Source organism: Protaetiibacter intestinalis (genome assembly GCF_003627075.1).
Lineage (GTDB): Bacteria > Actinomycetota > Actinomycetes > Actinomycetales > Microbacteriaceae > Homoserinibacter > Homoserinibacter intestinalis.
Genome location: NZ_CP032630.1, coordinates 1,439,989 through 1,454,880, shown reverse-complemented (window position 1 = coordinate 1,454,880; position 14,892 = coordinate 1,439,989). Strand labels below are relative to the sequence as shown.

Annotated in this window: 12 protein-coding genes and 2 tRNA genes; 3 read left to right on the top strand and 11 right to left on the bottom strand. The window is 71.9% G+C overall.

What is annotated here, in order from left to right:
• The 3 genes from helR to D7I47_RS06835 all read right to left on the bottom strand — a co-directional run bounded on the left by helR (window position 1) and on the right by D7I47_RS06835 (window position 3,876).
• Window positions 1–2,154 (bottom strand): RNA polymerase recycling motor ATPase HelR, encoded by a 2,154-nt coding sequence (gene helR, locus D7I47_RS06845; RefSeq protein ID WP_120762347.1) that lies wholly within the window; start codon window positions 2,152–2,154, stop codon window positions 1–3.
• Between the two features lie 115 nt (window positions 2,155–2,269).
• Window positions 2,270–3,097 carry an SDR family NAD(P)-dependent oxidoreductase gene (locus D7I47_RS06840; protein ID WP_120762346.1) on the bottom strand — a complete coding sequence of 276 codons (828 nt, stop codon included), beginning with the start codon at window positions 3,095–3,097 and terminating at the stop codon, window positions 2,270–2,272.
• Entirely contained in the window at window positions 3,094–3,876 is a 783-nt protein-coding gene (locus D7I47_RS06835) for an SDR family NAD(P)-dependent oxidoreductase (protein ID WP_120762345.1), read from the bottom strand. Before D7I47_RS06835 ends, D7I47_RS06840 begins: the two co-directional genes overlap by 4 nt.
• A 124-nt stretch (window positions 3,877–4,000) precedes the next feature.
• On the opposite strand from D7I47_RS06835, the gene D7I47_RS06830 reads away from it, so the two are divergent.
• Window positions 4,001–4,921: an AraC family transcriptional regulator gene (locus D7I47_RS06830; protein WP_120762344.1), complete on the top strand. Its 921-nt coding sequence runs from the start codon at window positions 4,001–4,003 to the stop codon at window positions 4,919–4,921.
• Window positions 4,922–4,923: 2 nt separating this feature from the next.
• Here D7I47_RS06830 and D7I47_RS06825 read toward each other — a convergent pair whose 3' ends face one another.
• The 7 genes from D7I47_RS06825 to serS form a co-directional block, all read right to left on the bottom strand.
• On the bottom strand, window positions 4,924–5,760 hold the full coding sequence (locus D7I47_RS06825) for a hypothetical protein (RefSeq protein WP_120762343.1): 837 nt from the start codon (window positions 5,758–5,760) through the stop codon (window positions 4,924–4,926).
• 10 nt (window positions 5,761–5,770) lie between these two features.
• A complete protein-coding gene (locus tag D7I47_RS15220) occupies window positions 5,771–6,961 on the bottom strand; it encodes a Fic family protein (protein WP_120762342.1) in 1,191 nt (396 codons plus the stop codon).
• Window positions 6,962–7,261: 300 nt separating this feature from the next.
• A tRNA-Ser gene (locus D7I47_RS06815) sits at window positions 7,262–7,350 on the bottom strand.
• Window positions 7,351–7,400: 50 nt separating this feature from the next.
• Window positions 7,401–8,657, bottom strand: coding sequence for an LCP family protein (locus D7I47_RS06810; RefSeq protein ID WP_120763852.1), 1,257 nt, complete (start codon window positions 8,655–8,657; stop codon window positions 7,401–7,403).
• A gap of 52 nt (window positions 8,658–8,709) precedes the next feature.
• A tRNA-Ser gene (locus tag D7I47_RS06805) sits at window positions 8,710–8,794 on the bottom strand.
• A gap of 38 nt (window positions 8,795–8,832) precedes the next feature.
• Window positions 8,833–9,660 carry an HAD family hydrolase gene (locus D7I47_RS06800; protein ID WP_120762341.1) on the bottom strand — a complete coding sequence of 276 codons (828 nt, stop codon included), beginning with the start codon at window positions 9,658–9,660 and terminating at the stop codon, window positions 8,833–8,835.
• A complete protein-coding gene (serS, locus tag D7I47_RS06795) occupies window positions 9,657–10,919 on the bottom strand; it encodes a serine--tRNA ligase (RefSeq protein WP_120762340.1) in 1,263 nt (420 codons plus the stop codon). Before serS ends, D7I47_RS06800 begins: the two co-directional genes overlap by 4 nt.
• 53 nt (window positions 10,920–10,972) lie before the next feature.
• On the opposite strand from serS, the gene D7I47_RS06790 reads away from it, so the two are divergent.
• Window positions 10,973–11,968, top strand: a complete 996-nt coding sequence (locus D7I47_RS06790) for a diacylglycerol/lipid kinase family protein (RefSeq protein ID WP_120763851.1) — start codon at window positions 10,973–10,975, stop codon at window positions 11,966–11,968.
• Between the two features lie 273 nt (window positions 11,969–12,241).
• On the opposite strand, the gene pheA is transcribed toward D7I47_RS06790, so the two are convergent.
• Window positions 12,242–13,168, bottom strand: coding sequence for a prephenate dehydratase (pheA, locus tag D7I47_RS06785; protein WP_227000917.1), 927 nt, complete (start codon window positions 13,166–13,168; stop codon window positions 12,242–12,244).
• Window positions 13,169–13,198: 30 nt separating this feature from the next.
• Here pheA and pgm point away from each other — a divergent pair, with 30 nt between their 5' ends.
• On the top strand, window positions 13,199–14,818 hold the full coding sequence (gene pgm / locus D7I47_RS06780) for a phosphoglucomutase (alpha-D-glucose-1,6-bisphosphate-dependent) (RefSeq protein WP_120762339.1): 1,620 nt from the start codon (window positions 13,199–13,201) through the stop codon (window positions 14,816–14,818).
• Window positions 14,819–14,892: the final 74 nt, after the last annotated feature.

Below are 14,892 nucleotides of genomic sequence, written 5' to 3'. Positions count from 1 at the left end.
TCAGGCTCCGCCCTCGAGCACGACGAGTCGCTCGGTGGCGCGGGTCATCGCGACGTAGTGGTCGACGGCGCCCTCGATGCCGGTGCCGAACCGCGCGGGGTCGACGAGCACGACGAGGTCGAACTCGAGCCCCTTCGCGAGCTCCGGGGTGAGCGAGCGCACCCGCTCCCCCGGTGCGAACCCCGGGGCGCCGATGACGCACGCGACGCCGTCGTCGTGCTCGGCGAGCCAGGCGCCGAGCACGGTGTCGAGCTCGTCGAGCCGACCGTGGCGCACCGGGATGCCGTTGCTGCGCACCGAGACCGGCACGTTGGCATCCGGGATCGCCGCGCGGATCACGGGCTCGGCCTCCGCCATGATCTCGGCCGGCGTGCGGTAGTTGATGGTGAGCGAGGCGAGCGTGACGGCACGCAGGCCCACCCGGGTGAGGCGCTCCTCCCAGCTCTCGGTGAAGCCGTGGCGCGCCTGGGCGCGGTCGCCGACGATCGTGAAGCTGCGGGAGGGGCACCGCGCGAGCAGCATCTGCCACTCGGCGTCGGTGAGCTCCTGCGCCTCGTCGACGACGACGTGGGCGAACGGCCCCGCCAGCTCGTCGGGGTCGAGGTGCGCGATCCCCGACTCGTCGACGAGGGTGTTCTGCAGGTCGGAGACCGACAGCATCGTCATGACACCCTCGCCGTCGTCGAGCTCCTGCGAACCGACGAGGTAGTCGATCACGGTCGACATCCGCTCGCGCCGGTCGGCGAGCTCCGCCTCGGCGCGGCGCCGCACGGATGAGGTGCGCGGGTCGCCGATGCGCAGGCGGGCCGCGTCGAGGATCGGCAGGTCGGAGACCGTCCACGCGCGCGGCTCACCACGCTGCAGCAGCGCGACCTCCTCCGCGGCGAGCCACGGTGCGCTCACCCGCAGGTAGGCGGGCACCGACCACAGGTCGCCCACGACCCCCGCGGGGTCGAGCACCGGCCAGGCGCGGCTGAAGGCGGCGCGCAGTTCGGCGTTGCGCGTGAGCGAGCGGCGCACCTGGTGGGGCGGGATGCGGTCGTCGTGCTGCCGTTCGAGGATCTCGAGCAGCGCCTCCCACACCACGAGCCGCGCCTCGTTGTGCGGGGTGCCGGGGTCGGGTGCGTCGAAGGCCTCCGCCCAGTCGTCGGCGTCGAGGTGCAGCGCGGCCCAGTCGGTCGTCACGGCGAGCCCCGTGGTGGGCGGGCGCTCGTGGTAGCGCACGGCGGCCTCGACGGCCCGCACCATCGCGACGGAGGACTTCAACCGCGCGACCTCGGCATCCGCCTCGACCCCGGCATCCGCCCCCTCGGGCACGAGGTCGCGCAGGGTGCAGGTCTGCACGCCCTCCTCGCCGAGTCCCGGCAGCACGTCGGCGGTGTAGGCGAGGTAGCCGGCGCTCGGGCCGACGAACAGCACGCCGCCGCGGCCGCGGCTGAGGCGCGGGTCGGAGTACAGCAGGTAGGCGCTGCGGTGCAGCGCCACGACGGTCTTGCCGGTGCCGGGGCCGCCGTCGACCACGAGGGCGCCGCGCGATGAGGCGCGGATGATGGCGTCCTGGTCGGCCTGGATGGTGCCGAGCACGTCGCGCATGCGGGCCGAGCGGCTGCTGCCGAGGCTCGCGATGAACGCCGACTGGTCGTCGAGGGCGGCGGTGTTCTCGAGCCCCTCGGCGGTGAACGCCTCGTCCCAGTAGTCGGTGATGCGGCCGCGGGTCCAGCGGAAGCGGCGGCGGCTGACGAGGCCGTGCGGGTCGCCGTGGGTGGCGGCGAAGAAGGGCTCGGCGGCGGGCGAGCGCCAGTCGACGAGCAGGCGCTCACCGTCGCGGTCGGTGAGGCCGAGACGGCCGATGTAGACCGGCTCGGCCTCACCCGCGCGCACGATCCGGCCGAGGCACAGGTCGAGGCCGAAGCGGGTGAGCGAGCGCAGCTGCGCGGTCAGCCGATGGATCTCCTGGTCGCGGTCGAGCGCATCCTGACCCTCGCCCTGCGGCCGACGCCGCTCGGCCGCGAGCCGCTCGCCGAGTTCGGCGATCGTCGCCTCGAGCGTCTCGGCGATGCGCGCGAAATGCTCCTCATCGCCCGCGATGAGCGCGGGGTCGCGCTTCGCGGCGAGGCGATCGGGGAGGTCGAAGACAGGGTTTCGACGGGTCACGCATCACGTCCTTCGGCACGGCAGAAGGTCGATTCTGCTCCACGACCGGGGGCTTGCGGCAAGCCCCGGGTCGTTCGATAGATTGGAGGCGGAGAGGGGTCGCCCCTCTCCTTCGTCATCTCCGGGAGGCGACGGGCGCGAGCCGCCCGACGTAGAGGGCGGCGAGCCGCGCCCGGTTGCCCGGGTCGGTCACCTCGGGACTCGGGGCGACGACCCGATCGTCCTCGAGGTACGAACCCGACGGCACGTCCGCGACCGTTGCATGCAGCACGCGCTCGGCCCCGCGCGACGGCGGTCCGCCGATGCGACCCATCATCGCCGCGCTCAGCGGGGTGTCGTTGAGTCCCGGGCACAGCGCGACGACGGTCGTCGAGGTGCCCGCCTCCTCCTCGGCGAGCAGTGCCGACCAGGTGACCATCGCGAGCTTCGACCGCGCGTAGGCCGCCACCGGCGAGTAGTCGTGGACGAGGTCGGGGTCGTCGAGGTGGAACCGCTCGACCCGGTGCGCCGACGAGCCGACGTTGACGATGCGCGCGCCCGCGGCGAGCGCCGGCACGAGCAGGCGCGTGAGGAGCGCGGGCGCGAGCGCGTTCACCTGGAGGGTGCGCTCGAAGCCGTCGACGGTCAGGAGCCGCTCGGGAGCACCCGGCACACCCGCGTCGTTGATGAGCAGGTCGATCCCGTGCGGCACCCGCGCCCGGATCGCGCGCGCCGCGTCGACGACGGCGTCGAGGCTCGTGAAGTCCGCCGGCACGTAGTGCACCTCGGCGCGGCCCCGCGTCCGCAGCTCCCGCAGCAGCGGCGCGACGGCATCCGCAGACTCGGGCCCCTGGACGACGAGCACCTCGCACCGCGTGACGAGCAGCCGCGCCGTCGCCTCGCCGATGCCGCTCGTCGCACCCGTGAGCACGACCGTGCCCCAACGACCCTCGACGGAGGTCACAGCGCGTACCCGCCGGACACCTGGATGTCCTGGCCGGTGATCCAGGCCGCCTCGGGCGAGACGAGGAACGCGATGACGCGCCCGATGTCCTCGGGTTCGCCGATGCGGCCGAGCACCGTCTTCGCGGCGAGCGGGGCGATGATCTCCGGGTACTTCTCGAAGGCGTCGCCGCCGAGGCGCGTACGGGTGGGTCCGGGTGCGATCGTGTTGACGCGGATGCCGCGCTCGCCGAGCTCGCGGGCCAGGAAGCGGCTCGCCGTGATGAGGCCGGCCTTCATCCCCGCGTACCCGGAGTAGCCGGGCTCGGTGTCGCCGGGGCGCACGGAGCTGCTGGAGACGCTGAGGATCGCGCCGCCCGGCGCGAGCAGCGGCAGGAGCGACCGGGTGAGGAAGTAGGGGCCGCGCAACAGCACGCGGTAGTAGTCGTCGAAGGCTTCCTCGGTCATCTCCTCGAAGGAGCGGCCGCCGCCGAAGCCGGCGTTGTTGACGAGCGCGTCGATGCTGTCGGCGCCCCACTCGGAGGCGAGGAGGTCGCGCACCGCGTCGTGGAAGGCGGGGAAGGTCGCGGTGTCGCCGACGTCGAGCCGGAGCGCGTGAGCCCGCCCTCCGAGCTCCTCGATGAGGGCGACGGTCTCCTCGGCGCCCTCCGGGCGAGAGTGGTAGGTCGCGATGACGCCGGAGCCGCGCCGGGCGATCTCGACGGCGGCGCTGCGCCCGATGCCGGCGCTCGCACCGGTCACCACGACGACGGACGGGTGTTCGTTCTGCTGACTGTTCATGCCCTCCAGCCAAGCCGCGAGCCGCAGGGGGGCGGTAGGGGATTCACGCCAGACCCTTGCCTGATCCTGCTCGATCCGCCACGATCCGGCGACACCGGTGCGGTCGTGCTGCTTGAATCGGCGCATGTCGTTGCCCGAACTGCAGAGCCTGCTCGTCCGCCACGCCGCGAACGGGGTCTCGCCCACCGCCATCCCCGGCGTGCTCGTCGCCCGTCAGGACGAGTCCGGGCCGCAGGACGAGTCGACGACGGGCACGGTGCTCGCGATCGTCGCCCAGGGTTCGAAGCGCCTCTCGGTCGGCGACGCCGTGCACGACTACGGCCCGGGGCAGTTCCTCGTCGCCTCGGTCGAGGTGCCCGTGAGCGGACGTTACACGGACGTGTCGCCCGACCACCCCGCCCTCGGCTTCGGGCTCGAGCTGCGTCCGGAGGTCATCGCGGAGCTGCTGCTCAACCCCGCCGCCGCCGACGTCGCGCGGCCCGTGCGCGGCGAACCCGTCCCACCCGCGATCGCCGTGGGCACCGCATCCGCGCGCCTGCTCGACGCGGCGGTGCGGATGCTGCGGCTGCTCGACACCCCGCGCGACATCCCCGTGCTCGCCCCGATGATCGAGCGCGAGATCCTCTGGCTCGTCATGTCGGGCGAGCAGGGGGCGACCGTGCGCCAGCTCGGCCTCGCCGACAGCAGCCTGAGCCGCGTGCGCCACGTCGCCCGATGGATGCGCGAGCGCTACGCCGAGACGGTGCGCGTCGACGAGCTGGCGTCGCTCGCGAACATGAGTGCCTCGGCGTTCCACCGCGCGTTCCACACCGTCACCGCGATGAGCCCCATCCAGTACCAGAAGAGCATCCGGCTGCAGGAGGCGCGGCTGCGGCTGCTCGCCGACCCCGCCGACATCGCCGGCACCGCATACGCCGTCGGCTACGAGAGCCCCTCGCAGTTCAGCCGTGAGTACCGTCGCCAGTTCGGCGAGCCCCCGAGTCGCGACGTCGCGCGGCTGCTCGAGACGGTCGGTCAGCCGCGCCGCCACTCGGCGGTGCTCTGAAATCACGCGTATCCGCACCAGTCGGCGACCCAGCGCAGCATCCGCCCCTTGAGCTCGTCCGACGCCGCCACGTCGACGACGCCCTCCACGCCGTCGGCGCGCAGCGAGAGGCCGAACACCGTGCCGCGCTTGTCCTCCATGACGGCGTGCGGGTCGCACCGCTGTGGCACGAGCGGAATCTGCAGGGTCTGCGGTGCGTCGGATCCGGCGACCGTGACGCCGAGCGGATGCGGGCTCGACTCGGCCGTGGTGAACTGCAGCAGGTTGGTCGGCCGCAACTCGAGCAGCTCGATCGCGCCATCGCCGCCGGTGGGCTCGATCGCGAGCTCCAGCCGCGCGGGCTCGCCCGCGGGGGATGCCACGAAACCCGAGATGCGGATACCCGCGACGGCGGCCGCGTCGTGCGCGAGGCACTCCCGCTCGTGCAGGCGGACGCTGAACCCGAGCGGGTCGACGAGATCGACCTCGACGGTGCCGATGCCGGCCAGCTCGAGCAGGGCGCGGCTGCGCCGCTCCCCCGCGGCCGGTTCGCCCTCGCACGCCGACTCCGGCAGCTGGATGCGCAGGTCGACCGTGCGCCCGGCGGCGATCGCGCTGCGCTTCTCGCGCTCGGCGGGGCCGGCGAACCAGTCATCCTCGACGACGAGCCGCTCCACGACGAGGTCGGCGTCCGATCCGTTCACCACCCGTACCTGGGCCGTGCGGTCGGCGACGTCCGAACGCAGCTGCACGAGCTGCACCTGCACGCCGTCCGGCAGCGCCGGCGCCGGCGAGGGGGCGCACCCCGCCGCACCGAACAGCACGGCGACGAGCAGCCCGCCGACCCCGACGCCCCGCATCCACGCCTCCTTAGGCCCGCTGCCGACGACCTGCGCGCCTCGCGAAGCGGTCGACGGCGTCGAGGATCTCCTCGCTACGCCAGAGGGTTCCGATCCGATACTCGTTCTTCGCCGCAAGCACGCCCTTCTCCGTGAGGTCACGCAGCAGCGGGTACGCGTTCTGCGTCCGGATGCCGAGCTCGCGGGCGATCAGCGCGGCATCCACCACAGGAGTCCGGGCGACGACGTCCAGCACCCGCCACACTCCGCTGTCCGAGCGGGCCCGCACACGCTCGCGCCACCCGGCGTGGATCGCATCGATGTCAGCCACCAGCTCGCGTGCGTTGGCCACCGCGCGCACGCTCGCCTCCGTGAACCTGGCGACGATCGGTTCGGCGTCGCCGGCGCGGTATGCCGTCAACGCCCGGTGGTACCCCTCGACGTCCGAGAGCAGACCCGCAGAGACCGGTACGGCGACGCTGCGGGTGACCGCGCGATGTCGGAGCATCGCCTGAGCCAGCGCACGACCGGTTCGGCCATTCCCGTCGGTGAACGGGTGGATGGTCTCGAACTGCGCGTGTGCGACCGCCGTGGACACCAGCGGCAGCACATCCAGCCGCCCGGTGAAAGCCACGAGGTCGTCGATCAGCCCGGGGACGAGCTCCCACGGAGGAGCCACGAAGTCCGCCCCGACCGGCGACTGCGACGAGACCCCGATCCAGACCGGCTCCTCGCGCCACCGGCCGGGCGCGTGCCGGGGCTGCTCCGCCATGAGAACCGCGTGCATCTGGCGGATGGCGGCCGGGCCGAGTTCTCCTGCGAGATCCACGGCGGCCTGGAGTGCGGAGGTGTTCGCCGCGATGAGCAATGCGTTGCGGGCTCCCCGAGCGCCGAGCTCCGCCGAGAAGATCGCACGGGCGCTCGCCGTGAGCTGCTCGATCTGCGACGAGGCTGCAGCCTCGCTCCGCAACAGCACGGGCGCGAACGCCGCGACGCGGTGGCCCAGCTCGGCATCGAACCGACTCAATTCACGAGCGGCCTCGTCCGCGGCCGCGAGCAGGGCGGCCGGTAGCGCCACGTCGACTCCGGCGATCGATGCCGGAATCGTCGCGGTGTACTCGCGCGGACCGCCCAGGTACTCGGCGAGGCCCGGACCCGTTTCCGCGCGCGCGAGCGATCGCCACTCGAACACCTCGGCTGTCGCCGCCGGCCACGATCCCATACCGCATCACCTCACGTGTATGACTTAGTAGCCTAAGTCATACACGCCGCCGCCGACAGTATGAGATGCAGCTTCCGGGTCCTGATGGTCTCCCGTCTCGACCGCAAACGCCGAAACCCCGCCGAAGCGGGGTTTCACGATGCGGAGACGGAGGGATTTGTCCCCACCGCCCCTCCACCCGCCGCTGCGCGGCGCGCGGAGCCTCCGGCGGCGTGGGCCCACCCTCGTGTGAAGGCTTCGCGTCCTTCCGGCTCCCGACAACGACGAAAGCCCCGCACGCGGCGGGGCTTTCATCGTTCGCGGAGACGGAGGGATTTGAACCCTCGGACCCCCGGAGGGGTCTCCACCTTAGCAGGGTGGTGCACTCGACCGGACTATGCGACGTCTCCCGGTACTGCCTGCCCATCATACCCACAGCGGGATGGGCTCCCGACGCGCGTCAGTTGCCGATCGTGCAGGTCTGGTCTGCCGCCGTCTGACCGCGCAGACCGTTGATCGTGACCGCCTCCGACAGGGTCTGCTCCGGGGTGGGGGTCGCCGAGCCGGTCGGGTCCGGCGTCGAGGTCTCGGGGGCCGTCGGCTCCTGCGTCGCGTTCGGGTCGAGCTCCGAGCCGCGACCGTCACCGGCCTCGACGGCGATCGCCTGGTCGGCCTTGATCGCGTCGATCAGCTGGGTGCCGAGCGTCTTGTTCGGCTGCACCTTGCCCGCGTAGATCCCCGTGCCGCCGGTGCTGCCCGGGTACTGCACGAAGGTGATGCGGTCCATCGGGATGTTGCTGAGCGCCTTCGCCATGGCGATCATCGTCGGAACCTGGGTGAGCTCCTTCGACAGCTTCATGTTCTCGAGCGCGGCATTCGCGATGCCCCACAGCTTGCCGACGTTGGTGAGCGTGTCCTCCGACTTCAGCTTGCGCAGCAGAGCCGACATGAACACCTGCTGCGAGCTGATACGCGTGAGGTCGGAGCCGTCGCCGACACCGTGACGCGAACGCACGAACTGCAGCGCCTGCCAGCCGTCGAGGTGGTGGGTCCCCGCCTCCAGGTCGAGGCCCACGTACTTGTCGTGGATCTCACCCTGCACGCAGACATCCACGCCGCCGACCGCGGTCGCCATGTTGGCGACCCCCTCGAAGCCGATCATGGCGGCGTACTGGATCTCGAGGCCCGTGAAGTTGCGCACCACGTCGACGACGCAGTTGAGGCCACCGTAGGAGAGGGCGCTGTTGATCGGGATGCCGGAGGCGGCGCTCGTCTTGCGGCCCGTCTCCTCGTTGGTGCACGGGGGGAACGGCACGACCATGTCGCGCGGGAAGCTCACCGCGACAGCGCTCGTCTGGTCGGCGGAGACGTGCACGAGGATGTTGACGTCGTTGAGCACGCTGTCGCGGTCGTAGTAGGCGTCGCTGCCGACGACCAGCACGTTGAAGCCGCCCTCGTAGGCGCCGATCTCGGGGATGGGCGCCTCGGTCTCGTTGATCGTCACGCCCGTGTCGTCGAGCTCCTGCTTGAGCTGCATGATGGCGATCGCACCGACCGAGGTCGTGGCGACGAGCACGACGGCGACGGTCGAGCCGATCAGCCCGAGCACCGTCTTCCAGGCCCGCGACCGCGGAAGCCGTCCATGCCGCGCGATGCCGGTGGGGCGGGGCGCCCGGGCGCGCTGGGAACGATCGCGCAGCTGCTCCTGCTCGGACACGGACACCTCTTCTCGGGATCAGGCTCGGAAAACGGACGGGGACGACGTGCAGCGGAGGGCGTGGGATTCGAACCCACGAGACATCACTGCCCACCGGTTTTCAAGACCGGCTCCATCGGCCGCTCGGACAGCCCTCCTCGGTTGACCGGAATCGAGTGTAAGGGAGAAGGGGTCGTCAACCCTGGAAATACCGTGCGAGAGCGCTGGCGACGCCCTGTTCGAGGTCGGTGCCCGTGACATCCGTCGACACGGCCTTCACCTCATCCGGCGCCTGCCCCATCGCGATCGCGACGCCGCCCCCGGATGCCGCCCACTCGAACATGTCGATGTCGTTGCGTCCGTCGCCGATCACCATGACGTGCTCGCGCGAGATGCCGAGCGTCTCGCGCACGTACTCCATGCCGGTGCCCTTGTTGACACCGTCGGGGGCGATGTCGAGCCACGCCGTCCAGCCGACGTTGTAGCTCACCTTGTGCAGGCCCATCCGCTCGACGATCTTCAGGAAGTCCTCGATCGCGTGGCCGGGCGACAGCACCACGACGCGCGTCGCGCGGGTGGTGAGCAGCTCCTCGAACTCCACCTGCAGGCGGCCCGCGGCGAGCGCGCCCTCCGGGAACGGGCCGCTGAAGCGGAACAACCCCTCCTCGTCCTCCACGGCGTAGCTCGCACCGCGCAGGTGGCCGCTGATCGTCGTGAGCACCTCGCGCGGGTCGAACGTCTCGACGCGGTCGCGCACCCAGCCGACCGGCGCCTCCTTGTCGCGTCGCATCACGATCGCCCCGTTCGCGCACACCGCGAACGACGGCGCGATGCCGACCCGGTCGATCACGGGCAGCGTCATCGACACCGAGCGGCCCGTCGAGGGCATGATCTCGTGGCCGAGATCGCGCACCCGGCGGATCTCGGCCGCCACGCGGTCGTCGAGCTGGCCGTCCTCGTGCAGCACGGTGCCGTCGATGTCGAGGCCGATGAGCCAGCGGTCCTCGGGGGCGAGCGCCGTCACTTCACGGGCTCCAGCACCTCGAGGCCGAGGAACGGTTGCAGCACCTCCGGCACCGCCACCGAGCCGTCGGCGCGCTGGTGGGTCTCCAGCAGCGCCACGATCCAGCGGGTCGTGGCGAGCGTGCCGTTGAGGGTCGCGACGGGGCTCGTCCGGCCGTCCTCGCCACGGCGGCGGATGTCGAGGCGTCGCGCCTGGAAGGTCGTGCAGTTGCTCGTCGAGGTGAGCTCGCGGTAGGCGTCCTGGGTAGGCACCCACGCCTCCACGTCGAACTTGCGCGCGGCGCTCGTGCCGAGGTCGCCCGCGGCCGTGTCGATCACGCGATACGACAGGCCGAGGCTCTGCAGCATCCCCTCCTGCAGGGCGAGCAGACGCTCGTGCTCGGCCTCGGCATCCGCGGGGTCGATGTAGCTGAACATCTCCAGCTTCTGGAACTGGTGCACGCGGATGATGCCGCGGGTGTCCTTGCCGCCCGAGCCGGCCTCGCGCCGGTAGCAGGTCGAGATGCCGGCGTAGCGCTTGGGGCCCGCCGAGACGTCGATGATCTCGTCCTTGTGGTAGCCGGCGAGCGCCACCTCGCTCGTGCCGGTGAGGTAGAGCTCGTCGCGCTCCAGGTAGTAGATCTCGTCGGCGTGCGCGCCGAGGAAGCCGGTGCCGGCCATGATGTCGGGTCGCACGAGCGTCGGGGTGATGAGCGGGGTGAAGCCCGCCTCGAGCGCGCGCTGCAGACCCAACTGGATGAGCGCGAACTCGAGCCGCGCACCGACGCCCTTCAGGAAGTAGAACCGGGCGCCCGACACCTTCGCGCCGCGTTCCATGTCGATCGCGTCGAGCAGCTCGCCGAGCTCCAGGTGGTCGCGGGGGGCGAAGTCGAAGCTCGGCCTCCCGCCCACCTCGCGCAGCGTCACGAAGTCGTCCTCGCCCCCGGCGGGCACCCCGTCGATGACGATGTTCGGGATCGACCCGGCCACCTCGGCGAAGCGCTCCTCGGCCTCGGTGCTCGCGCGCTGCGCGTCCTTCACCTTCGCGGCCAGCTCCTGCGCCTGCGCGACGAGCGCCGCCTTCTGCTCCTTCGGCGCCTGCGCGACCGTCTTGCCGAAGGCGTTCTGCTCCGCCCGCAGGGTTTCGAACGCCGAGATCGCGGCGCGGCGGCCCACATCCGCCGCGAGCGCGTCGTCGACGAGGGCGACGGATGCCCCGCGACGCTCCTGCGAGGCTCTCACGGCATCCGGGTTCTCACGCAGCAGCACGGGGTCGATCACGCCTCAAGTCTAGGAGCCTGTCGGGCGCGTGGCTCATGGCCTACCGTGAGACCATGACGCCGCCCGACGCAGGTGCACCCAAGCGGGCGGCCGTCGTCTACAACCCGATCAAGGTCGACATCGACCGGCTGCGCGCCGCGGTCGCCGTCTCCGAGAGCGAGCACGGCTGGGCGAAGAGCATCTGGTTCGAGACCACCCCCGACGACCCGGGCTACGGGCAGACCCGGCAGGCCCTCGCCTCCGCGCCGGATGTGGTGATCGCGTGCGGCGGCGACGGCACCGTCCGCGCCGTCGGGCAGGTACTGCGCGGCACCGGCGTCGCCATCTCGGTACTGCCCTGCGGCACCGGCAACCTGCTCGCCCGCAACCTGCGGCTCGACGTCAACACCAGCCACCTCGAACGCATGGTCGACTACGCCTTCACCGGCTTCGACGGCGCGATCGACGTCGGGGTGATCGAGATCGACCGCGCCGACGGCGGCAGCGAGGAGTTCGCGTTCCTCGTCATGGCGGGCGTCGGGCTCGACGCGAAGATGATCGCCAACACCAACCCCGAGCTGAAGAAGCGGGTCGGCTGGCTCGCCTACGTCGACGCCATCGCGCGCGCGCTCGTCGACCGCGAGGTGCTGAAGGTGAACTACCGCCTCGACGACGGCGAGGTGAAGGCGTCGCGGGCGCACACCGTCATCGTCGGCAACTGCGGCACCCTGCCCGGCAACGTGCACCTGCTGCCGGATGCGGAACTCGACGACGGCCTGTTCGACATCGTCATGCTGCGCCCCGAGGGCTTCTTCGGCTGGGCGCGCGTGTGGGTGGGCGTGCTGTGGGAGAACGGGGTGCTGCGCCGCAGCTCGATGGGGCGCAAACTGCTCGACCTGCGGCAGAAGCCGGTGCGGGCGATGCGCTACCTGCGCGGGCGCCGCCTGCACGTCGACCTCGACCATCCCGAGGACTTCCAGCTCGACGGCGACGAGTTGGGCCTCATCAACGGCTTCCGCGCCCACGTCGACCCCGCAGCCCTCGTGGTGCGCCTCCCCCGCGACGCGTAGGCGGGTTGGGTTGCCCCCTCCCGCTGGTTGCCCCCGCGGGTTGAGTAGCCCGCGCAGCGGGCGTATCGAAACCCATGCAGACGTGGACCAGTGGGGCCTCACCGAGCGAAGGCGCCCCATCGAGGGGCGCCTTCGCTGGTTTCGATACACCGCGCTTCGCGCGGCACTCAACCAGCGGAAGGGGTGACGCCCGGCGCGCGGCACTCAACAGCGGGAAGGCCGCATCGCGGCCGTCCCGCAAGACACAGCGCGGCCGCAGGCCGCACCTCGCCGTCACTCCGCGGCGGGCGCGCCGCTCACGATGTCGCGCAGCCAGTCGCGCGCGTCGATGAAGACCTGGTCGTCGTAGCGGCTCGTCACCTCGACGTGCTGCTGGTCGGCGCGCGGGTAGGAGCCGAGGAACTGCACGCTCGGGCTGAACCGCTTGAGGCCGAGCAGCGCATCCGCGACCCGCTCGTCGAGCACGTGACCGTCGAGGTCGACGATGAAGCGGTAGCGGCCGAGGGCGTCGCCGATGGGGCGCGACTCGAGCAGGCTGAGGTTCACCCCGCGGGTGGCGAACTGCTCGAGCATCTCGACGAGCGCGCCCGGCTGATCGGTCGGCAGCTCGACGATGACGCTCGTCTTGTCGGCGCCGGTGCGCGGCGGGATGACGCGCGAACGCGACACGAGCACGAAGCGGGTCACCGCCTCCGCGTTGTCGGCGATGTCCTCGGCGAGCACCTCGAGCGGCAGGTGCGCCGTGATGCCGGGGGGTGCGATGGCCGCGTCGGCGTTCGTCGACTCGAGCAGCTCGGCGGGCGCCGCCACGTTCGAGGTCGACGGGATGTGCCCGTGGCTCGGCAGGGTCGCGTCGAGCCACAGGTGGCACTGCGCGTAGGCGACGGGGTGCGCGTTGATGACCCGCACCTCCTCGAGGCGGGTGCCCGGCCGCGCGACGAGCTGGAAGTTGACGGACACGAGGTACTCGCCCACGATCCGCAGCCCCGGGATGTTGGCGAGGGCGTCCTGGGTGGCCGAGACGCCGCCCTCGACCGAGTTCTCGATCGCGATCATGGCGGCCGTGCTGCGCCCGCTCACGACGTCGTCGAGCGCCTCGCCCACGTTGTTGACGCTGCGCCACTCGGTCCCCGCCGCCTCCGGCACCTGGGCGAGCGCCGCCCAGGTGAAGGTGCCCGCGGGGCCGAGATAGCTGTACACGTCCGCGAGCCTAGCGGGCAGGATGGTCGCATGACCTCGCGTGCCGGAACCCCCGCCCAGCCGTCCGACCTGATCGACGTGCACGAGCTCGTCGACGCGTACTACCACCGCACCCCCGACATGACGGATGCCGCCCAGCGGGTCGTGTTCGGCACGAGCGGGCACCGCGGCTCGAGCCTCGACGGCGCCTTCACCGAGACCCACATCGCCGCCATCACCCAGGCGATCGTCGAGTACCGCGCCGAGCAGGGCGTCACGGGTCCCCTGTTCGTCGGCGCCGACACCCACGGACTCTCGGCCCCCGCCCAGACCACCGCGCTCGGGGTGCTCGAGGCGAACGGGGTGCACGCGATCGCCGACGAGTACGACGACTACGTGCCGACCCCCGCGCTCAGCCGCGCCATCATCCGGTACAACACCGACAACCCGGGCGAGCCCCAGGCCGACGGCATCGTCATCACGCCGAGCCACAACCCGCCGCGCGACGGCGGCTTCAAGTACAACCCGCCGCACGGCGGCCCGGCCGACTCGGATGCGACGGGTTGGATCGCGGCGCGCGCGAACGCGATCATCGAGGGCGGCAACCGCGAGGTGCGGTTCGCGGAGCCCTCGGGGGTCGACAGCTACGACTTCCGAGGGGCGTACGTCGACGACCTCGCGGGCGTGCTCGACATGGAGGCGATCGCCTCCTCGGGGCTGAAGCTCGGCGCCGACCCGCTCGGCGGGGCGAGCGTGCACTACTGGGAGCTCATCGCCGAGCGCTACGGGCTCGACCTCGAGGTCGTGAACCCGGCCGTCGACCCGAGGTGGTCGTTCATGACGCTCGACTGGGACGAGAAGATCCGCATGGACCCGTCCTCGCCCTCGGCCATGGCATCCGTCGTGGCCCGCGCGGGCGACTACGCGATCCTCACCGGCAACGACGCCGACGCCGACCGGCACGGCATCGTCACGCCCGACGGCGGGCTCATGAACCCCAACCACTACCTCGCGGTCGCCATCCAGTACCTGTACGCGCACCGGCCGGGCTGGCGTCCGGATGCGGCGATCGGCAAGACGCTCGTCTCGAGCTCGATGATCGACCGCGTCGCCGCCTCGCTCGGGCGGCGGCTGTGGGAGGTGCCGGTCGGGTTCAAGTGGTTCGTACCGGGCCTCGTCGACGGCTCGGTCGGCTTCGGCGGCGAGGAGTCGGCGGGCGCGAGCTTCCTGACGCTCGACGGCAGGGCGTGGACGACCGACAAGGACGGCATCCTGCTCGCCCTGCTGGCGGCCGAGATCCGCGCGGTGACCGGCAAGAGCCCGAGCGAGCTGTACCGCGAGCTGACGGCCGAGTTCGGCGACCCCGCCTACGCGCGGGTGGACGCCGCGGCGACGCCGGAGCAGAAGGCGCGGCTCGGCAAGCTCTCGGGCGACGACATCACGGCGACCGAGCTCGCGGGCGACCCGATCACGGCGAGGCTCTCGCACGCGCCCGGCAACTGGGCCGCGATCGGCGGGGTGAAGGTGACGAGCGAGCACGCCTGGTTCGCGGCGCGGCCGAGCGGCACCGAGAACGTGTACAAGATCTACGCCGAGTCGTTCCGCGGGCCCGAGCACCTGGCGCTCGTGCAGGCGGAGGCGAAGCGCATCGTCGACGCGGCGCTGGGGTAGCGCTTCCCGCCGGTCGAGCGCCGCTCGGCGGCGCGCCCCACCCCCGCTGGTCGAGTGCCGCCGCAGGCGCGCCC

What these genes read in the sequence shown, in the direction of transcription:
- D7I47_RS06835 (WP_120762345.1), bottom strand. Translation starts at nt 3,876, where the DNA reads ATGAACAGTCAGCAGAACGAACACCCGTCCGTCGTCGTGGTGACCGGT.
- D7I47_RS06830 (WP_120762344.1), top strand. Translation starts at nt 4,001, where the DNA reads ATGTCGTTGCCCGAACTGCAGAGCCTGCTCGTCCGCCACGCCGCGAAC.
- D7I47_RS06825 (WP_120762343.1), bottom strand. Translation starts at nt 5,760, where the DNA reads ATGCGGGGCGTCGGGGTCGGCGGGCTGCTCGTCGCCGTGCTGTTCGGT.
- D7I47_RS15220 (WP_120762342.1), bottom strand. Translation starts at nt 6,961, where the DNA reads ATGGGATCGTGGCCGGCGGCGACAGCCGAGGTGTTCGAGTGGCGATCG.
- D7I47_RS06790 (WP_120763851.1), top strand. Translation starts at nt 10,973, where the DNA reads ATGACGCCGCCCGACGCAGGTGCACCCAAGCGGGCGGCCGTCGTCTAC.
- pgm (WP_120762339.1), top strand. Translation starts at nt 13,199, where the DNA reads ATGACCTCGCGTGCCGGAACCCCCGCCCAGCCGTCCGACCTGATCGAC.